The organism is Streptomyces sp. NBC_00178, from assembly GCF_036206005.1.
GTDB lineage: Bacteria > Actinomycetota > Actinomycetes > Streptomycetales > Streptomycetaceae > Streptomyces.
Window position 1 is genome coordinate 6740853 of record NZ_CP108143.1, and the last position, 17239, is coordinate 6758091.

Consider the following 17239-nt stretch of genomic DNA (forward strand, 5'->3'; position numbering starts at 1 on the left):
CCCGCGAAGCGGCCGGGTCATCAGCCGGCCGCGCGTCTCCGCAGCGGTTCGCGGGTGCGAGGCCCGGGCCCGCCCGTACAGGTGCCGGGAGGCCGTCCCCTCAGCGCCGGCTGCGCGCCGCCGCTACGGTCTCGGACGCGTAGTCCCAGAGGCGGTCCGCCGCCTTCGGGTCGAGCGCGTGTGCCGCCACGCCTCCCGGGGTCCCTTCAGGGCCTTCGACGAGCCGCGCCTCCTGGTTGTCCTCGAAATAGCGGCCGGTGACGCCCTTCAGGAGCGGTGAGGCGGCGAGCAGCACGGACGTCGAGGCTCCCTGGTCCGGCTCCTTGTAGTAGGGCTGGGGGATGATGTCGCCCTTCTCGTCGACGGCGCCCAGCGCGCGCATGGTGTCGTCGTCGAGGTGGCGCTGGAGCCGGGTGCTGATCCACCCCGGGTTGAGGGCGTTGGCGGTGATCCCGTCGGACCCCCACCGCTGGGCGGCGCCCACCGCGAGCAGCACGTCGGCGGTCTTGGACTGGGCGTAGGCCGTCCAGCGGTCGTAGGGGCGGCGTTCGAACTGGGGGTCCTCGAAGTCGAAGGCCGCGGTGAGGTGCGCACCGGAGCTCACGATCACGATGCGCGCCGCCCCCGCCGCACGCAGATGGGGGTGCAGAGCGGTGGCCAGGGCGAAGTGGCCGAGGTGGTTGGTCGCCAGCTGCAGCTCCCAGCCCTCGCGGCTGACCCGTCGCTCGGGCACGGCCATGACGCCCGCGTTGGCGACGAGGATGTCGAGCGGACCCCGCCAGCCGCCGGCGAAGGCCTCGACCGACGCCAGGTCCGAGAGGTCGAGCGCGGCGGCCCGCACGGACCCCGGGCCGGGCAGCGCGTCGAGTTCGCGGACGGTGGCCTCGGCGGAAGCCGGGTCCCGGGTGGCGACGGTCACCTCCGCGCCCGCGGTCGTCAGGGCCCGCACGGTCTCGGTGCCGATCCCGGAGGCTCCCCCCCGTGACGACGGCGCGGAGCCCGGTGAGGCCGACGCCGTCGAGGACTTCGGCGGCTGTGGCATGGGAGTGGAACGGCGTGGTCAGTCGCTGGTGGTCTCGCACGGGAAACCCTTCCGTGTAGGAGGTGGGGAGTACCTGTCGCTTCCCGACGCTACCGACAGCGATACGGAGTATCTATGATGTGGAATCCGGCAAACATGCCTGATCGTCCAGGAACGGAGCGATGATGGACCCCTTGGAAGACGTGCTCGCGTTGCTGGACACACGGAGTCACCTGTCGTCGAACCTGGTCGCCGGAGGGCGGTGGGCCGTGAGCTTCCAAGCGCCGACCGGGGTGAAGTTCAACGCCGTACAGCGCGGCGCGTGCTCCCTGGAGGTGGAAGGCGAGCCGGAAGCGATCGCCCTGGCCGCCGGGGACTGCTACCTGCTCACCCAGCCGCGGCGGTTCACCCTGAGCAGCGACCCGGGAGCCTTCGCGGTCGACGCCGAGCACGTCTACTCCCGGACCGAGGGCGGGGTCGCACGGACGGGCGACGGCTCCGACGAGGTCCTTCTCGTGGGCGGGCGCTTCTCCTTCGGAGACCGGGCGCGGTCACTGCTGCTCGAAGGCCTGCCCGCGGTCGTGCACGTGCCGGCGGGCACCGCGGGCGCCGACACCCTCCAGTGGGCGCTCGCCCAGATCGACCGGGAACTCCGGGGAGGAGAGATGGCGTCGACCCTGGTCGCCGAGCACCTGGCCGTCGTCATGCTCGTCCACGTCCTGCGCGTGCACCTCGCCCGTGAGCCGCACGCGGTGTCGGGCTGGCTGGCGGGCCTCACCGACCCCGCGGTGGCCGCCGCCCTGACGTCCATGCACCGGCGGCCCGAGCACCGGTGGACCGTGGCCGAGCTCGCGGAAGCGGGTGCGGTCTCCAGGTCCACGCTGGCTGCACGCTTCAAGGACATGGTCGGCTGCGGGCCGCTCGACTACCTCACCCGCTGGCGCGTCGAACTCGCCTCCCGGCACCTGCGCGAGGACACCGGAACGATCGCGACCATCGCCCGCACGGTCGGCTACGGCTCCGAGAGCGCGCTCAGTACGGCCTTCAAACGGGTCACCGGTTCGTCGCCCCGGGACTACCGCACCGCCTTCCGGGCGCCCCGGGGCGGGTGAAGCGTGCCGCCCCGGCGGAGGCACTCCCCGCGCGGGCGACGCCCCCAGGGCCGCCCCGAGGGGACGGGTCAGGCCGTCAGACGGCCCAGCACCGCACGCATCGCCCGGTGCACGGCATCGCGCGACGCGTCGGTGGGATCGACCGCCTCGAAGCCGTGGTGGCCGTCCGGCACGTCCACCACCTCGACGTCCGCCCCGTGCCGCTTCGCCGAGTCCAGGAACGCCTCCACGGTGACGGCGATCCCGTCGCTCTCCAGCCCGGCGCGCACCAGCACGAGAGGCAGGTCGCCGGCGTGGGCGACCGCGTCGGCGGGGCGGAACCGGCTGCCGAAACGCCCCCAGCCCGGCAGCGGCGCCATGATCGGGTAGTTCGCCGCGAGGCAGCGCAGCCACGACGGAGGCGACGCCAGCCACTCGGCACTGAGCAGGCCGCTGCCCGAGAAGAACCACAGGGCGATCCGGTCCGCGTCCACCCGGGGATCCGAACGGACCAGCTCCACCGCCGCCGCGACATCCGCCGCGGCCCGCTCGTAGTCCGCCACATCGTGCAGGCGGTGCTCGACCGTCACGCCCATCACCCCGTGTGCGGCCGCGTAACGGGCGTACCCCGTCATGCCCGGCCACTCCCTGGGGGCCGGGGCGGCTCCCGCCGGGACCGGGCCCCCGTGCACGATCAGCACCGCCGGACGGGGGCCCGGCGCGGAGGGCAGATGGAGATCGACGTGGGCGACCCGCTCGACGGGTGCCACGGGCACGTCCAGCAGGAAGGGACGCAGATGCGCCGGAGGAGCGGCGGCGTTCGCGGGTGTCAGCCGGTGTCCCTCACCGGCGGCGGCCCGGAGCAACGTCCGTGCCAGCTCGTCCGGACTGGACAGCATCGGCCAGTGCCCGGTGGGCAGTTCGAAGAACGTCCTTCGGGGACCGGCCCACGCCTGCAGCGAGGGTTCTCCCAGATCCACCCGGCTCTGCACCAGTGCGATCCCCGCCCCGCCGGCGGTGCACAGCACCCCGGTGAGGGGGACCGGGGCGAGCGCTCCGGTCAGGCTCAGCGGCTGGAGCAGCGTGGCCATCGGCTGGGGCCCGGCCTGCTCGGTGAGCCGGTCCAGGGCCGCGTCCGGTACGCCGGCGACGCTGCCCCAGAGCTGCCACTCCTCACGCGCCGGGGGCGGGAGTTCGGCTGCCGCGGTCCCGCCCCCGGCGGACCGGCGGATCACCTCCTCACGCAACTGCGGGTCGGCGACGGCGGCGAGAGCGGGTACGCCGTCCCGGGGCAGTCCCGAGTCCAGATGGACGATCCGGGCGATCGACGCGGCGCGGCGATCGGCGGCGCCCACCACGGGATGGATGCCGTAGTCGTGGCCGACCAGGACGATCTCCGCGTGCGCACCCCGCAGGACCGAGTCGATCACCGCGACGACGTCGGCGATGTGCGACTCCAGATCGACCACCGGACCCGGCGCGGCACGGACCCCGTCGAGCCCGCCGAGCGGCACCGTACGGACGTCGGACCCCGCGGCGGTCAGCAGCGCCGCCGTGTCGTGCCACACGTGCGGTCCGGTGAACATGCCTGACACCAGGATGAACACGGTCATGATCTCTCCTCGGTACGCCGTCGTCCGCCGACCGGGTACCCCCGGCCGGCCCTCTCGCCGGTACCGTAGGAACTCCCCCTGAGGGAGGTTCAAGTGTTCTCGTCGTGGGACGGCCTGTGCGGCATCGGCGAGGTCGCGCGGCGCGCGGGGGTCAGCGTCAAGACGGTCCGCTTCTACACCGACCACGGCCTCCTGCCCGAGGCGTCCCGCAGCTCGGGCGGGCACCGCCGCTACGGCCCCGACGCGCTGGAACGGCTGCGGCTGATCCGGTCCCTGCGCACTCTGGGCCTGCCCGTCGCCACCGTGCGCCGCGTCCTCGATGACGACGACGCGGGCCGGACCGGCGGGGTGCTGGAGGACGCGGTCGCCGGGCAGTTGGCCGAGGCCGGTTCGCAACTCGCGGCCCTGCGCTGGAGAGAGGCCGCTCTTCGCGCCGTACAGGAGAGCCCGCCGTCCGAGCGCCCCGTCCGTCTGTTGCTGGTCGGAGCCGTGGCGGCGCCGCCGAACACCGCTCCCCTGGCGCGGTTCTGGCGTGCGTGGCTCCCGCCGCGCATGCCGGCCCGGTCCGTCGGCGCCTTCCTCGACGCCGCCGTCCCGCAGCCCCCCGAGGACCCCGGACCGGCCCAGGTGCTCGCCTTCGCCCGGCTGTACGCCATGGTGACCGGCCCCTGCGACGGCGGTGCGCCCACCCAGCCCCACGCGCACCGGTCCGCGGGTGCCCGCGAATCGGCCGTGCTGTACGCGGGCCTCGCCGAGGCGTACGACCTGGCGGCGGTCCAGATGCGCCGGGGCAGGGAGCCGCACGCGGGGGAGGCGCTGGAAGGGTTCGTGGACGCCTACGCGCGAGCCGGCGACGTCGCCGACACCCCGGGCTTCCGCCGCGCGCTCGCCGGGAGGCTGGCGGCCGACCCGCGTATCGACCGGTACTGGGAACTGACGGCCGAGCTGATCAGCACACACGCGGACCGGCCCGAGCCGACTCCCGGCACCGCACACGACTGGCTGCTGGCCGCGCTGGAGTCGGAGGCGGGGATGGGCGCGGCCGTCCGGCGGGGCTGAGCGGGCCGCACTCCGCCCACGGGTGCCGCCGCATGCGGTGGTGGATCGGGCGGGCACTCATGACGACGCGTCAGGCTTGTTCCGCCAGCGCCTTCACGCCGCTCCCCTTGAGGTCGTCCAGTGCCACCCGGCGGCCCGACACGGCGAGCAGGAGACCGAGCGCGGGGCCGACGGCCTCCGGCCCGGTCCCGATCGTCAGATCCGCGTCGGTCGCTGTCAGGCGTACGCGGTCCACCAACTCCTTCGCACCGCCGATCGACACCGGTGTGCGGGTCTGGAGCCGGAGCGCGGCCACGACGGCCCGCTGCGGATAGGCACGGGTGAGCCCCAGGGGCCGGCGGATGTCCTCGCCGTGGACGATCTCCTCGACGAGGCGGCTGACGAGCGGCGCCGGCGGGGTGGACGTCCGCGGCGCCGCACCGCGCAGCCGTCGCAGGGTCTCCTGCGGCGTCTCCCCGCGTTCGCGTTCCACACCGAGGGCGTTCTGCCGGTCGAAGTCGAACCGCGCCCGGGCCAGCGCGACCACGAATCCGAGGCGCGTCGTCCGGGCCGTGTCGACCAGGTGGGCCACCACGTCGTGCACGGTCCAGCCCTCGCACAGCGAGGGCTCCCGCCACCGGTCGTCGTCGAGTCCGGCCAGGTCCTGGATCAGTGCCGCACGCTCCGCGTGCACCAGGTCCCAGACGTCGTCCTTCTCCACGGCTCCTCCTTCGTCGGCGCTGCTGTCCGCCCTTGCAGACCCCGGGGAGCGCGCGAACTCATCGTCCGCCGGCCGCGGTGTCCCCGCGACCTTCGTGCCGGCCTCCGCGCGGGCGACGGCAGTGGGGGACCACCGCCGGTCCGGACCGGGCAGGGTCCCGCCCGGTGCCGACCAGGCCGCCCGGCCCCGTCGGGGCGGGGCCCGGCGGCAGCGGCACGCGACCCCTAGGATGACCCCCATGCCGGACGCCGAGCCCCGCCCCGAGCCGTTCATCCAGCAGACCGCCCCCGCGGCGCTCGACGGCCTCCGCGCGCGGCTGCGAGGCACGCGCTGGCCCGACAGTCCCGAGGACGCGGGGTGGTCGCAGGGCACCGACCTCACCTGGCTCCGCGAGCTCGTCGCCTACTGGGCCGAGGACTTCGACTGGCCCGCGCAGGAGAAGGCGCTCTCGCGGTTTCCCCGCTTCCGCGTGCCCCTGGGCGGCCTAGGGATCCACTACGTCCATGTGCGGGCGGCCGAACCCGCGCGGGACGCGATGCCTCTGATCCTCAGCCACGGGTGGCCCGACTCCTTCTGGCGCTACACCAAGGTCATTCCGCTCCTCACCGACCCCGGGGCCCACGGCGCCGACCCCGCCGACGCCTTCGACGTGGTCGTGCCGGACGTACCCGGTTTCGGATACTCCGACCGGCCTACGGACAAGGCCCTCGACTCCATCGCCGTGGCGGGTCTGTGGTCCGAGCTCATGAGCGTCCTCGGATACGCCCGCTTCGGTGCGGCCGGCGGCGACATCGGCAGCCATGTGAGCCGGTACCTGGCACTCGACCACCCCGACCGCGTCGTGGCGGTCCACCGGACCGACGGCGGCCTGCCCGTCCCCGGCGGGGACCCCGCCGGCCTCACGACGGAGGAGCGTGCCTGGGTGCGGGACGTCGCCGCCTGGGGCGCCACCGAGGGCGCCTACGCCGCCGTGCACCGCACGAAGCCGCAGACGGCGGCCGTGGGCCTGAACGACTCGCCGGCCGGCCTCGCCGCCTGGATCGTGGAGAAGCTCCAGGCGTGGAGCGACTGCGGCGGAGAGATCGAACGGTCCTTCACGAAGGACGAGATCCTGACGAACGTGATGCTCTACTGGCTCACCGGGACGATCGGCTCGTCGATGCGCATGTACCGGGCGAACGCCGCCATCCCGCCCGCTCAGCTCGCCCGCCGGGTGGAGGTGCCGTCCGGCTTCTCCCTCTTCGCCGGCGACATCGTCCGCCCTCCGCGGGCGTGGCTGGAACGTTCGACGAACCTGGTGAGCCTCACCGAGCCCGCCCGCGGCGGCCACTTCGCCGCGTTCGAGGAGCCGGAGCTCTACGCGCAGGAACTGCGCGCCTTCTTCCGCCCCTACCGGACGGCTGCCAAGGGCTGAGCGGTGCCGAGGTGACAGGGCGGTACCGATGAGGCCGCTCGCGCACGGAGACGAGAGCCGGTACACGCGGGGGTGGCCGCCTCCACACGGCCGACCGGCGCGGCACCGCCGGGTACAGCCCTCAGAACCGGACCGCTTCGGCCGGGGGCACGGAGGCGTCCATGTTGCGCTCCATCATGCGCAGTGCGGCCCGCGCCAGATCCGGGTGGATGTGGGCGACCGCGTCGTCGGGGACCGTCACGTGCAGGTGGCGGATGTGCGCGTCGAGGGCGGAGTACAGGACGCACTGCTCCGTGACCTGTCCGCAGAGCACGACGCGGTCGACCTCGAGCTGGGCCAGCAGATAACCGAGCGGTGTCTCGTAGAAGATCGAGTGTCTGGCCTTGATGACGAACAGTGAGGTGTCGTCCGGCAGCACGGGTTCCACCAGCTCGTTGTGCGGGCCGGACAGAGCGGCGTCGATGATCTCCCCGTGGTGCGAACGCCACTGCCCGAAGTTGTCGTTGACGTAGATCACGGGCACGTCGTCCCGGCGGGCACGGTCGAGAAGCTCGACGATCCGGGGCAGCGCCGTACGCACGGACGGGATGAGGATCTCGGCGTCGGGATGGTCGTAGGCGTTGATCATGTCGATCACGATGAGGGCGCTCCGGCTCATGATCCCCCATTCTCACCACACGCAGAAGGACCGTGCCACGCCGGCACGCCCACCCGGACCACCGTGCGGGGCGAGGCGACACGGACGGGGTCACTCGGTATGCGGGGCCTTTCCGGCCACGACGCCGGCCGGGAGACGGGGCGGAGAGCGCCGGAACATAACGTCGCGCCCGGTGGCGGGGGCCACGTCCGCGGGTCTGTCGTGCCGCAGCGGGGGTGTGGGCTCCCCGCACCGTACGGACCGCCCCACCGTGTCCAGGACGTGGCGCGTGCGCGGGGCATCGACGAAAGGACACACCTGGTGAAAGCCCGGATTGCACGTGCGGGAGTCGCGCTCGCCGCCGCGGCGGCGGCCCTTGTCGCGACCACGTCGGCCGCAGAGGCGAACTCCGGTTTCTCGGTCGAGAAATACGAGCAGATCCAGTTCGGCATGACCTTCGACGAGGTCTGGCAGATCGGCGGCGGCGAGCCGGCGTGCGACACCGGTGGCGTCGTGGGCGACTCCATCCTCTGCTTCACCGAGTCGAGCGACTACGCCCCCTACGGGGGCTTCGACTTCACCGACGACGGCAAGCTGTACTCCAAGCGCAACGAGTTCCTGTACAAGCCGAAGACCCCGTCCATCAGGCTGTCCCACTACAACAAGACAGCTCTGGGGATGAGCGAGGCCCAGGTGTGGGCGGTCGTTCCCAAGGACTCCTGCGTCGTGCAGGGACAGCGCTACCCCAACTGGCCCGCCACCACCGGCTTCGTCGAGAAGTACGCCTGCAAGGCGGCCACGGGGCTCTTCCCGCCCACCGCCTACTTCGACTTCACCGACGGCAAGCTGACCTACCGGAACCAGCGCAGCCTCACCTGACGGAAACGTTCCCGCACCGCCGGCGGCCGTCTCGCCGCCCCGCCTGTCCGGACGCCACCGGTGCGCGGGACGCCGCCCCGCCCGTAGTCCCGCCGGCCGGGGCGGGGCTACGGGCGGGGCGGGGGCCGCGCCGGCCCGCGTTCACCCGACGCAGAGGCAGAAGGGGTGGCCCGCCGGGTCGGCGTACACCCTGAAGCCGCGTTTCCCGCCGTGGTCGTCGACGTCCAGCGGACTCGCCCCGAGCGCCAGCACCTCCTCGTGTGCACGGTCGATGTCCGTCACGTCGAGGTCGATGTGCGCCTGCTGCGAACCGCGTCGGCCGCCGGGCCAGTCCGGCGGGGAGTGGTCCGGGGCCCTCTGGAAGGCGATGCGCGCGCCGTCCGGCGTGCGGAGGACGTACCAGTCCTCGCTGTCGTTGCCGACCTCACCGCCCAGGACCGCCCGGTAGAAGCCGGCCAGCGCCCGGGGGTCCGGGCAGTCGAGAGCGACGAGGCCGTACGTGGCGATCGGCATGGCGGGTCCTTCCGTCGGGAACGGCCGCGTGCTCCTCGCGCCCCGCCCGGGACGGGGCGGTCCTTGTTCCCGCCCGCACGCGTGAACGGCGCCTTCCCCACTGTCCGCCGGGCAATCACCGTCAGGGGGGAGCGCATTCGCCCATCATCCCGGCCGCACGAAAGGACAGCACGCCGAGCGGGGCGGTGCGGGGGAGACCCACCGAAGCGGTAAATTCGAACAATGAGTCCACTGAGCGACGTCCCCCCGACGCCGAAGGGGCAGGGGCGGCTCCTCGCCGTCAGCGACCTCCACGTCGGCATCGCGGACAACCGCCCGATCGCCGACCGGTTGCGGCCCACCTCCGACGCGGACTGGCTGATCGTCGCGGGGGACGTGGCGGAGCAGGCCGAAGAGGTCGAGAGTGCGCTGGAGACCCTGACCCGCCGATTCGCCCGTGTGGTGTGGACGCCCGGCAACCACGAACTGTGGACCGTCGACAAGGACCCGGTACGCCTGAGGGGCCGTGCGCGGTACGAGCACCTCGTCCAGGTCTGCCGGGAGCTCGGGGTCACCACACCGGAGGACCCGTACCCGCACTGGCAGGGAGCGGACGGGCCCGTCGCCGTGGCACCCGTGTTCACCCTGTACGACTACACCTTCCGGGCCCCGGGGACGTCGACCAAGGCGGAGTCCCTGGCCCGGGCGCACGAGGCCGGCGTCGTCTGCACCGACGAATACCTGCTCCACCCCGACCCCTACCAGGCCGTGGACGACTGGTGCCGGGACCGGGTGGCGCTCACCGAGGAGCGGCTGGCGGCGCACGACCCGTCCGTGCCCCTCGTCATCGCGGGACACTGGCCGCTGCTGCGCGAGCCGACCTCGGTCATGTGGTACCCGGAGTTCGCCCAGTGGTGCGGCACGGAACTCACCGCCGACTGGCACAGCCGTTTCAACGTCGCCGCGGTCGTGTACGGCCACCTCCACATCCCCCGGACCACCTGGTACGACGGCGTCCGGTTCGAGGAGGTCTCGATCGGCTACCCGAGGGAGTGGCGCGAGCGGGGCCATCCGCTCGGCCTCCTGCGGCAGATCCTCCCCTACGACGGCGGGCGGGCCCCGGTCGCGAACGGAGACCGCACGTGATCGAACGCCTCCTCCCCTCGTACGCCGCCTGCGCGGACACCCGCGAGGCGGAGGCACCGCCCGGGAGCCTGTACCCCGAGGAAGCGCGGCTCGTGGCCCGCAGCGTGGACCGCCGCAAGCAGGAGTTCGCGGCCGTACGCGTCTGCGCGCGGCGGGCGATGGCGGATCTCGGACTGCCGCCGGTTCCGGTGCTGACGGGCCACCGCGGGATGCCGCTGTGGCCCGACGGGGTGATCGGCAGCATGACGCACTGCGACGGCTACCGCGCCGCGGTCCTGGCCCGGACCTCCCGGGCCCGCGCGATCGGCATCGACGCCGAACCGAACGAACCGCTGCCGCCCGACGTCCACGAGATCGTCTCGCTGCCCTCGGAACGCGCGCGGATGCCGGGGACCGACGGGACGGGCGTCCACTGGGACCGGTTGCTCTTCAGCGCCAAGGAGAGCGTGTTCAAGACCTGGTTCCCGCTCACCCGGACCGAACTCGACTTCACCGAGGCCGACATCACCTTCCACCACGGCCCGGGTCCCGCAGCCGAGGGCACGTTCACCGCGGAACTGCTGCGCACGGCCCCCGGGATGCCCGCGTCGTACGAGGGGCGCTGGCTGGTCGCCGAAGGGCTCGCCGTCACCGCGATCGTGCTTCCGGCGGACGAGGGCGGCGCCACGCCCCTGTGAGCCCGCTCCGACGCGCGGCGGAAGCGCGGTCGCTGCCACGCCGACGCCGGTTGACCCCCTCAGCTCAGCGGGCGGCCGCACCGCAGGTTCCACCGTCCCGACCGCCCGCTCAGCTCCGTGAGGCTCAAGGGGGCGACGTCGAGCCGCCAGAAGGCTTCCGCAGGCAGTTTCAGGGCGTGGACGAGTGCGGCCCGTACGACCGCCGGCTCGACCACGGCAAGCAGCCGTCCGCCGGTGCCTTCCATGGACTCCAGTGCTCTGCCGGCCCGGGTGACCAGAGCCAGCAGGGACTCGCCGCCGTGAGGCGCCGCCGAGGGGTCGGTCAGCCAGGCGGACACGGCGTCCTGCTCCTCCGCGCCGACGTCGTCCAGGCGCCGGCCGCGCCAGCGCCCCATGTCCCAGTCGGCGAGGACCGGTTCGGCGCGGGCGTCCAGCCCGAGGGCCTCGGCCGTCCCGCGGCACCGCTGGGACGGCCCGCGCACCTGCCGGTCCGTGCCGGGTACCCCGCCGGCGGCCGCGACGGCCGCCGCCCTGCGCGCCCCCGCCGCGTCCAGAGGGGCGTCGCCCTCGAACCGGGCCTCACGCGAAGCGGCGTTGACCGCAGGTGAGATCAACATCACCCGTACCGGCATTCTCCGACTCCACCTCCCGCACGGCGGGCCCGCCCCGCAGTCGCCCCATGGGAACACAGCGGCCCGGCGGGACGACAAGCTCCCCCTGCGCCATGGCGGTGGCCGAACGGCAGGCGGTATGGTCTCGGCAACCATGACGAAGGTGTGACGGAAGCCCGGTGAGAATCCGGCACGGTCGCGCCACTGTGTACCCGCCCCGCGGCGGGAAGTCAGACCCGGCACCTCGTCAACGGCACCACGACAGGGACGCGTGTTCCCACAGGAGGTTCTGCCATGGCACACTCTGCCGCCCCCACCACCGTCGCACCGGTCATCGCGCCCATATCGCTCAAGGCCCTCGCGCCCTGGGCGGTCTTCTTCGGCATCCTGATGCTCGTGCTCCTCTACTTCGTCGGCGCGGAGCAGGGCGCCACGGCGCTCATCTCGGGCGAAGGCGTGCACGAATGGGTGCACGACGGCCGTCACCTGCTCGGTTTCCCCTGCCACTGAGGGGCGGGAAAGCAGGAGAACGCCTCATGAACTCCGTATCGGTCCGAGCCCTGCTCGTCCGCGGCATGCTGGCCGGCCTCGCGGCCGGCGTACTCGCCCTGGCTGTGGCCTACTTCCTCGGCGAGTCCCGGGTGGACGCCGCCATCGCGCTGGAGGAGGCCCACGCCCACAGCCATGAGCACGGCGGCGAGGAACTCGTCAGCCGCACCATGCAGGCCACCGGTGGACTCGCCACCGGCGTCCTGGTGTTCGGCGTCGCCGCCGGCGGGATCGCCGCACTCGTCTTCTGTTACGCACTGGGCCGCATCGGCGCCTTCGGCCCCAGGGCCACCGCCGCGCTGGTCGCGGGGGCGGCGCTGCTGACGGTGTACGTCGTGCCGTTCCTGAAGTATCCGGCGAACCCGCCCGCCGTCGGCAACCCCGACACCATCGGGCAGCGAACCGGCCTCTTCTTCCTGATGGTCGCGCTCAGTGTGCTGCTGGCCGTCGCCGCCGTCATCACGGGCAAGCGGCTCGCGCCGCGGCTCGGCGCCTGGAACGCGACGATCGCCGCTGCCGGGGGCTACGTCGTCCTGGTCGGGCTCGCCTACGCCTTCCTGCCCTCGTTCAACGAGGTGGGGGCCGACTTCCCGGCCACCCTCCTCTGGGAGTTCAGGTTGTCCACGCTCGCCGTCCAGGCGACCCTCTGGACCGCGTTCGGCCTGATCTTCGGGGTGCTCACGGAACGGCTGCTCCTGCCGCGCACCGGCTCGGCGGCCGCCTCCGCGCCGACGGCCACGGTGGGGGCCGTGAACTGACCTCCACGCCCCACGGAACGATCGACGGAACCCGCCGGAACCCCCGGCGGGTTCCGGCGTTCCGGGGTGTCTTCGCCCCGGCGACGTTCAGCGCTGCCGGGAACGGCCGCCGGGCGGGCGGCCCTCACGTCCTTCACTCCGACGGCCGAGGTGACGGGGTGTCACGCCAGTCGACGCGGTAGTGCCTCAACCGGTCGTCCACGGCCACCAGTCGCATGCCCGCCGATGTCATCACGCGGTGGGAGGCGACGTTGTCGAGATCGGCGTCGCCCTTCACGGACGACACCCCTCGCGACCGCGCGAAGGACAGCAGTGCGCCGAGCGCCTCGGCCGCGTAACCGACGCCCCGCGCCGAGGCGATGAGGCCGTATCCGATCGTGAGCCGCCCCTCGGAGTCCGGTGCGCCGTGGAAACCCGCGCCGCCGATCGCCAGACCGTCCGTGCGCCGGCGTATCTCGAACGCGCCGAAGGGGCCGGGGTCGCCGACGTTCGCGCAGGTCCGGAGGAACCGGCCCGCCGCCCTCCTGTCGCCGTCATCGGGATATCCGGGTGCCCAGTGTGCCGCCGGCGGGCCCCCCGGCCCGCTCGCGGCTATCGCCGCGGCTTCCGCCGCGTTCAGGGGGTGCAGCGCGAGCCGGGTGGTCATGAGGGATTCCATCCGGCCTGGGTATCACCGCCGGTCCGCCGCGCGCACCTCGATTTAGTCCCCGTCACGGGTGGCGGGAAGGGCGGTGCACAAGAAATCGGTAGCGTTGATACCGTAAAAATGTTAGCGTTGTTTTCCTCGCCATCGGGACCTTGCCGGCCCCTGGCGTCGTGGCCCGCCGTGCCGGCGGTATCCGTCTCTTCCCGAGGAGTACGTCATGACCGAGCAGAGCCCCGTCCCCGCGCGCAGGGTCGCTGTTGTCACCGGTGGGTCGCGGGGGATCGGCCGTGAGAGCGCCGAGAGGCTGGCGGCGGACGGGCTCGCGGTCGTCGTCGGCTATGCCGGACACGAGGCCGAGGCGCAGGCGGCGGTCGAGGCGGTGGTCGCGTCGGGCGGGCGGGCCATCGCGCACAGGGCGGATGTCGCCGACGAGGTAGCCGTGGCCGCGCTCTTCGATGCCGCCGAGGAAACCTTCGGGGGAGTGGACGTCGTCGTGCACGCGGCGGGTGTGATGTCCCTCGCCCCTCTGGCCGACTTCGACCTGGACGTCCTCGACCAGATGCACCGCACCAACATCCGCGGCACCTTCGTCGTCGGCCAGCAGGCCGCGCGCCGGCTGCGTGAAGGTGGAGCGCTCATCAACTTCTCCAGTTCCGTGCTGGCGCTGGCCCTGCCGGGATACAGCGGTTACGCCGCGTCCAAGGGTGCGGTGGAGGCGATCACGCTGATACTCGCCCGCGAACTGCGGGGCCGGGACGTCACCGTCAACGCCGTGGCTCCCGGACCCACGGCCACGGCCCTCTTCCTGGACGGCAAGGGCGACGAGGCGATCGCCAGGATGGCCGCGCAGCCGCCGCTGGAGCGGCTCGGCGTGCCGGAGGACATAGCGGAGGTGGTCTCCTTCCTGGCCGGCCCCGCCCGCTGGATCAACGGACAGGTGCTCCGCGCCAACGGCGGCATCGCCTGACGGCCGGCAGGCCGAGCCGGTGATCGACAGCCCGACCGGGCCGCGCCGTGGCCGCGGAGGGAGCGGAGGTCCACCGTGTGCCGTCGCCCCGCTCTGACCGGCCGGTGCTTGATAGCGTCCCTCCGGTGAGTACACGAGCACGCATCCTCGAAGTCGCGGCCGGGCTGGTCGCGGAGTCCCCGGACGGGGACATCTCCACGCGGGCCGTGTGCGAGGGAGCCCAGGTCGGGGCTCCCGCTCTCTACCGGCACTTCGGGGACAAGGCCGGACTCCTCTCGGCCGTCGTCGACCATGGGTTCGACGCGTATCTGGCGACCAAGCGGGAGCGGGGCGACAGCGGGGACCCCATCGAGGACCTGCGTAGCGGCTGGGACGGTCACATCGACTTCGCCCGGCAGAACCCCAACCTGTACCGCCTGATGAACTCTCCCGCGATGCGGACACCCCCGGCGTCCGCGATCGAGGCCCATCGCATCCTCACCCGGGACCTGGAGCGCGCCGCGGAGCAGGGGAAGCTGCGCGTCGCCCCCGAGGCCGCGGCCCAGATGATCATGTCCGCCACCACCGGAGTGGCGCTGATGCTGGTGGCCCGCCCGGCGACCTTCCCGGACGCGGCCACTTCGGACCGTGTGCGGGACGCCGTGCACGCCGCCGTCTTCACGGCGGACGTGCGGGCGGTCGAACCCGCGGACGCGGAGGTCCCGTCCGTCGCGGCCCAGCTCTCCGCGCTGCTGCGGCGCTCTCAGGGGTCCGGTCTCAGCACTGCCGAATCGGCGCTCATGAAGGAATGGCTCGACCGCGTGTCGAGCGGCGGGACCGAGCGCGACTGAGGGGCGGGGTCCGCGCACCTTCGACGCGTGCCCCGCCCCTCAGCGGCCGTTTGCTCCTTCACCCGCCCCGGGACTGTCGGGCGGCGGGCGGGCTCGCTCAGGCCTCCTCGAAGTCCCCCGCCATCGCCCGCGCCATCCGCAGGTGCGGCGCGGCCTCCGCCGGGCGGCCCTGGCGCTCGAGCGTGCGCCCGAGCATCAGGAGGGCGTAGTCCTCCACGGGGTTGCGCTTCAGCACCTCGCGCAGCTCCGTCTCGGCCTTGGTGAGCCGGGCGGAGTGGTAGTAGGCGCGGGCCAGCAGCAGGCGCGGCGCGACCTGCTCCGGAGCCTCCTGGACCAGCCCGCCGAGGATCCGTGCGGCCGTCAGGTATTCCTTCGCTTCGAAGAACATCTGCGCACGGTCCCAGCGCTCGGCCGGTGTGCCGAACTCGTAGTAGGTCTCGTCCACTTCTCCTCCTCGGCCATGGTGTGGTGCATCGTGCTCAACACCCGAAGGTAGTTTAATATTCCACTAAATATTCGGCGTGGGACCGGCGCCCCCACGCCTCCGTGGCCATAGGTTGTGCGCCATGAGCAATCTGGATCGTCAGGCACCCCTCTCCGTCTGCGGAGGACGGGGGTTCGTCGTGGCCGAACCCGTGCGTGAACTCCTCAGCCCGCGCCGCGTGCAGCTCGGGGAGTCCACGGAGGTACGCAGGCTGCTGCCCAACCTCGGCCGCCGCATGGTCGGGGCCTGGGCCTTCGTGGACCACTACGGGCCGGACGACATCGCCGACGAGTCCGGAATGCAGGTGCCCCCGCACCCCCACATGGGACTGCAGACGGTCAGCTGGCTGCACGAGGGCGAGGTCCTGCACCGTGACAGTCTGGGAAGCCTGCGGACCATCCGCCCGCGTGAGCTGGGCCTGATGACCTCGGGCAGGGCGATCAGCCACTCCGAGGAGAGCCCGAGATCCCACGCCAGGTACCTGCACGGAGCCCAGCTCTGGGTGGCTCTCCCCGACGCGCACCGGCACGTCGAGCCGCACTTCCAGCACCACACCGGCCTGCCCACCGTCACGGCGCCGGGCCTCACCGCGACCGTGATCCTGGGCGAACTCGACGGGACGGCCTCGCCCGGCACCGCGTACACCCCGATCGTGGGAGCCGACCTCGCGCTGGACGCGGGCGCCGAGACCCGGCTGCCGCTGGATCCGGATTTCGAGTACGCGGTGCTGTCCATGTCGGGGGAGGCCGAGGTGGACGGCGTGCCGGTGCTCCCCGGGTCGATGCTCTACCTCGGCTGCGGCCGCACCCAACTGCCGCTTCGCGCCGCCTCGGACGCCGGACTGATGCTGCTGGGCGGCGAGCCGTTCGAGGAGGAGATCGTCATGTGGTGGAACTTCGTCGGACGGTCCCACGGGGAGATCGAGGCCGCCCGCCTGGACTGGATGGAGGGCTCCCGCTTCGGTGAGGTGCTGGGCTACGACGGCGGAAGCCTGCCCGCTCCGGCTCTGCCCCCGGGCGCGCTGAAGCCCCGGGGCAGGGTGCGCTGAGCGTACGTCGCCCCGGCCCCGCAGGCATCCGGCCCTCGGTCACGCCGGCCGGGTGCCGGACGAGGAGGGGCCCAGATTCTCCTGGAGTGCGGCCGGAAGCTGCTCGGCCACCTCGTCCCCCAGCCGCTCGAACTCCTTCTTCAGCAGGGGTGTCGCCAGTCGTGCGATCCCGTGGAATTCGACGGCGGCACGATAGGTGATCCGGGTGCCGCCGGAGTCCGGTTCGAAGTGCAGGTCGTCCGTCGACGTCGCCGTCCTGTTGCGCCCGACGAACGTGAGCCGGTCGTCGTCCATCCGCGTCAGTTCGTAGCGGAGCTCGGTGCGGCGTCCGCGGAACGACGATTCGTTCAGCCACGTGGTGCCCACCGCCACCGGGGCACCTGCATCGACCCGCCGACAGCTGATCGTGCCCGGATCCCACTGTTCGGTGTGGGAGAAGTCGGCCAGGTAGGCCACGATCTCGTCGCACGTCCGGTTCGAGTGCATGACGCGTTCGACCTTGATCACAGCGGCTCCCGGGGGTCACATCGTGCTCCGTGCCCGCGCTGGGCACGAAAGACCTCCTTCCCCGTACGCGGTGATCGGACGCAGGTTCATCCGCTCCGACGAGTGGCGGA

19 protein-coding genes and 1 pseudogene are annotated in these 17239 nt (G+C 72.8%); 11 read left to right on the forward strand and 9 right to left on the reverse strand.

The window, feature by feature from the left end:
* Positions 1-100: 100 nt before the first annotated feature.
* Positions 101-1064 (reverse strand): annotated as a pseudogene (locus tag OHT61_RS29510) (SDR family NAD(P)-dependent oxidoreductase).
* 142 nt (positions 1065-1206) lie between these two features.
* Here OHT61_RS29510 and OHT61_RS29515 point away from each other — a divergent pair.
* A complete protein-coding gene (locus OHT61_RS29515) occupies positions 1207-2133 on the forward strand; it encodes a cupin domain-containing protein (protein WP_443049639.1) in 927 nt (308 codons plus the stop codon).
* A 68-nt stretch (positions 2134-2201) separates the two neighbouring features.
* Here OHT61_RS29515 and OHT61_RS29520 read toward each other — a convergent pair whose 3' ends face one another.
* Entirely contained in the window at positions 2202-3725 is a 1524-nt protein-coding gene (locus tag OHT61_RS29520; protein WP_329042373.1) for an alpha/beta fold hydrolase, read from the reverse strand.
* A gap of 93 nt (positions 3726-3818) precedes the next feature.
* On the opposite strand from OHT61_RS29520, the gene OHT61_RS29525 reads away from it, so the two are divergent.
* The gene (locus OHT61_RS29525; protein ID WP_329042375.1) at positions 3819-4784 is read left to right on the forward strand and encodes a MerR family transcriptional regulator; all 966 of its coding nucleotides are present in this window, start codon (positions 3819-3821) and stop codon (positions 4782-4784) included.
* A gap of 70 nt (positions 4785-4854) precedes the next feature.
* Here the strand turns inward: OHT61_RS29525 and OHT61_RS29530 are convergent, their stop codons facing one another.
* On the reverse strand, positions 4855-5484 hold the full coding sequence (locus OHT61_RS29530) for a maleylpyruvate isomerase family mycothiol-dependent enzyme (RefSeq protein ID WP_329042376.1): 630 nt from the start codon (positions 5482-5484) through the stop codon (positions 4855-4857).
* A gap of 238 nt (positions 5485-5722) precedes the next feature.
* On the opposite strand from OHT61_RS29530, the gene OHT61_RS29535 reads away from it, so the two are divergent.
* Positions 5723-6898 carry an epoxide hydrolase family protein gene (locus tag OHT61_RS29535; RefSeq protein WP_329042377.1) on the forward strand — a complete coding sequence of 392 codons (1176 nt, stop codon included), beginning with the start codon at positions 5723-5725 and terminating at the stop codon, positions 6896-6898.
* Between the two features lie 121 nt (positions 6899-7019).
* Here OHT61_RS29535 and OHT61_RS29540 read toward each other — a convergent pair whose 3' ends face one another.
* Positions 7020-7556, reverse strand: a complete 537-nt coding sequence (locus tag OHT61_RS29540) for an isochorismatase family cysteine hydrolase (protein ID WP_329042379.1) — start codon at positions 7554-7556, stop codon at positions 7020-7022.
* 300 nt (positions 7557-7856) lie between these two features.
* On the opposite strand from OHT61_RS29540, the gene OHT61_RS29545 reads away from it, so the two are divergent.
* Positions 7857-8414: a BLIP family protein gene (locus tag OHT61_RS29545; RefSeq protein WP_329042380.1), complete on the forward strand. Its 558-nt coding sequence runs from the start codon at positions 7857-7859 to the stop codon at positions 8412-8414.
* Between the two features lie 141 nt (positions 8415-8555).
* On the opposite strand, the gene OHT61_RS29550 is transcribed toward OHT61_RS29545, so the two are convergent.
* Positions 8556-8927 (reverse strand): VOC family protein, encoded by a 372-nt coding sequence (locus OHT61_RS29550; RefSeq protein WP_329042381.1) that lies wholly within the window; start codon positions 8925-8927, stop codon positions 8556-8558.
* A 222-nt stretch (positions 8928-9149) separates the two neighbouring features.
* Between OHT61_RS29550 and OHT61_RS29555 the strand changes: the two genes are divergently transcribed.
* Positions 9150-10052 carry a metallophosphoesterase family protein gene (locus tag OHT61_RS29555; RefSeq protein WP_329042382.1) on the forward strand — a complete coding sequence of 301 codons (903 nt, stop codon included), beginning with the start codon at positions 9150-9152 and terminating at the stop codon, positions 10050-10052.
* Complete coding sequence (locus tag OHT61_RS29560) at positions 10049-10729, forward strand: 4'-phosphopantetheinyl transferase family protein (protein ID WP_329042384.1); 681 nt, start codon at positions 10049-10051, stop codon at positions 10727-10729. Before OHT61_RS29555 ends, OHT61_RS29560 begins: the two co-directional genes overlap by 4 nt.
* A 59-nt stretch (positions 10730-10788) precedes the next feature.
* Here the strand turns inward: OHT61_RS29560 and OHT61_RS29565 are convergent, their stop codons facing one another.
* Positions 10789-11361, reverse strand: a complete 573-nt coding sequence (locus OHT61_RS29565; RefSeq protein ID WP_329042386.1) for a histidine phosphatase family protein — start codon at positions 11359-11361, stop codon at positions 10789-10791.
* A 273-nt stretch (positions 11362-11634) separates the two neighbouring features.
* On the opposite strand from OHT61_RS29565, the gene OHT61_RS29570 reads away from it, so the two are divergent.
* A complete protein-coding gene (locus tag OHT61_RS29570; protein WP_329042387.1) occupies positions 11635-11850 on the forward strand; it encodes a CbtB domain-containing protein in 216 nt (71 codons plus the stop codon).
* A gap of 26 nt (positions 11851-11876) precedes the next feature.
* Positions 11877-12647: a CbtA family protein gene (locus OHT61_RS29575; protein ID WP_329042388.1), complete on the forward strand. Its 771-nt coding sequence runs from the start codon at positions 11877-11879 to the stop codon at positions 12645-12647.
* A 133-nt stretch (positions 12648-12780) separates the two neighbouring features.
* Here OHT61_RS29575 and OHT61_RS29580 read toward each other — a convergent pair whose 3' ends face one another.
* The gene (locus OHT61_RS29580; RefSeq protein ID WP_329042389.1) at positions 12781-13293 is read right to left on the reverse strand and encodes a GNAT family N-acetyltransferase; all 513 of its coding nucleotides are present in this window, start codon (positions 13291-13293) and stop codon (positions 12781-12783) included.
* Positions 13294-13510: 217 nt separating this feature from the next.
* On the opposite strand from OHT61_RS29580, the gene OHT61_RS29585 reads away from it, so the two are divergent.
* Both OHT61_RS29585 and OHT61_RS29590 read left to right on the forward strand, forming a co-directional pair.
* The gene (locus OHT61_RS29585; RefSeq protein WP_329042390.1) at positions 13511-14260 is read left to right on the forward strand and encodes an SDR family oxidoreductase; all 750 of its coding nucleotides are present in this window, start codon (positions 13511-13513) and stop codon (positions 14258-14260) included.
* A gap of 125 nt (positions 14261-14385) precedes the next feature.
* Complete coding sequence (locus OHT61_RS29590; protein WP_329042391.1) at positions 14386-15090, forward strand: TetR/AcrR family transcriptional regulator; 705 nt, start codon at positions 14386-14388, stop codon at positions 15088-15090.
* Positions 15091-15187: 97 nt separating this feature from the next.
* Here the strand turns inward: OHT61_RS29590 and OHT61_RS29595 are convergent, their stop codons facing one another.
* The gene (locus OHT61_RS29595) at positions 15188-15535 is read right to left on the reverse strand and encodes a tetratricopeptide repeat protein (RefSeq protein WP_329042392.1); all 348 of its coding nucleotides are present in this window, start codon (positions 15533-15535) and stop codon (positions 15188-15190) included.
* A gap of 121 nt (positions 15536-15656) precedes the next feature.
* Between OHT61_RS29595 and OHT61_RS29600 the strand changes: the two genes are divergently transcribed.
* Complete coding sequence (locus tag OHT61_RS29600; protein WP_329042393.1) at positions 15657-16622, forward strand: pirin family protein; 966 nt, start codon at positions 15657-15659, stop codon at positions 16620-16622.
* 39 nt (positions 16623-16661) lie between these two features.
* Here the strand turns inward: OHT61_RS29600 and OHT61_RS29605 are convergent, their stop codons facing one another.
* Entirely contained in the window at positions 16662-17129 is a 468-nt protein-coding gene (locus OHT61_RS29605; RefSeq protein WP_329042394.1) for an SRPBCC family protein, read from the reverse strand.
* Positions 17130-17239: the final 110 nt, after the last annotated feature.

Bases quoted from the DNA above. Each gene is read 5' to 3' on its own strand.
- OHT61_RS29515 (WP_443049639.1), top strand. From the start codon at position 1,207: ATGGACCCCTTGGAAGACGTGCTCGCGTTGCTGGACACACGGAGTCAC.
- OHT61_RS29520 (WP_329042373.1), bottom strand. From the start codon at position 3,725: ATGACCGTGTTCATCCTGGTGTCAGGCATGTTCACCGGACCGCACGTG.
- OHT61_RS29535 (WP_329042377.1), top strand. From the start codon at position 5,723: ATGCCGGACGCCGAGCCCCGCCCCGAGCCGTTCATCCAGCAGACCGCC.
- OHT61_RS29540 (WP_329042379.1), bottom strand. From the start codon at position 7,556: ATGAGCCGGAGCGCCCTCATCGTGATCGACATGATCAACGCCTACGAC.
- OHT61_RS29550 (WP_329042381.1), bottom strand. From the start codon at position 8,927: ATGCCGATCGCCACGTACGGCCTCGTCGCTCTCGACTGCCCGGACCCC.
- OHT61_RS29555 (WP_329042382.1), top strand. From the start codon at position 9,150: ATGAGTCCACTGAGCGACGTCCCCCCGACGCCGAAGGGGCAGGGGCGG.
- OHT61_RS29565 (WP_329042386.1), bottom strand. From the start codon at position 11,361: ATGCCGGTACGGGTGATGTTGATCTCACCTGCGGTCAACGCCGCTTCG.
- OHT61_RS29570 (WP_329042387.1), top strand. From the start codon at position 11,635: ATGGCACACTCTGCCGCCCCCACCACCGTCGCACCGGTCATCGCGCCC.
- OHT61_RS29575 (WP_329042388.1), top strand. From the start codon at position 11,877: ATGAACTCCGTATCGGTCCGAGCCCTGCTCGTCCGCGGCATGCTGGCC.
- OHT61_RS29580 (WP_329042389.1), bottom strand. From the start codon at position 13,293: ATGACCACCCGGCTCGCGCTGCACCCCCTGAACGCGGCGGAAGCCGCG.
- OHT61_RS29585 (WP_329042390.1), top strand. From the start codon at position 13,511: ATGACCGAGCAGAGCCCCGTCCCCGCGCGCAGGGTCGCTGTTGTCACC.
- OHT61_RS29600 (WP_329042393.1), top strand. From the start codon at position 15,657: ATGAGCAATCTGGATCGTCAGGCACCCCTCTCCGTCTGCGGAGGACGG.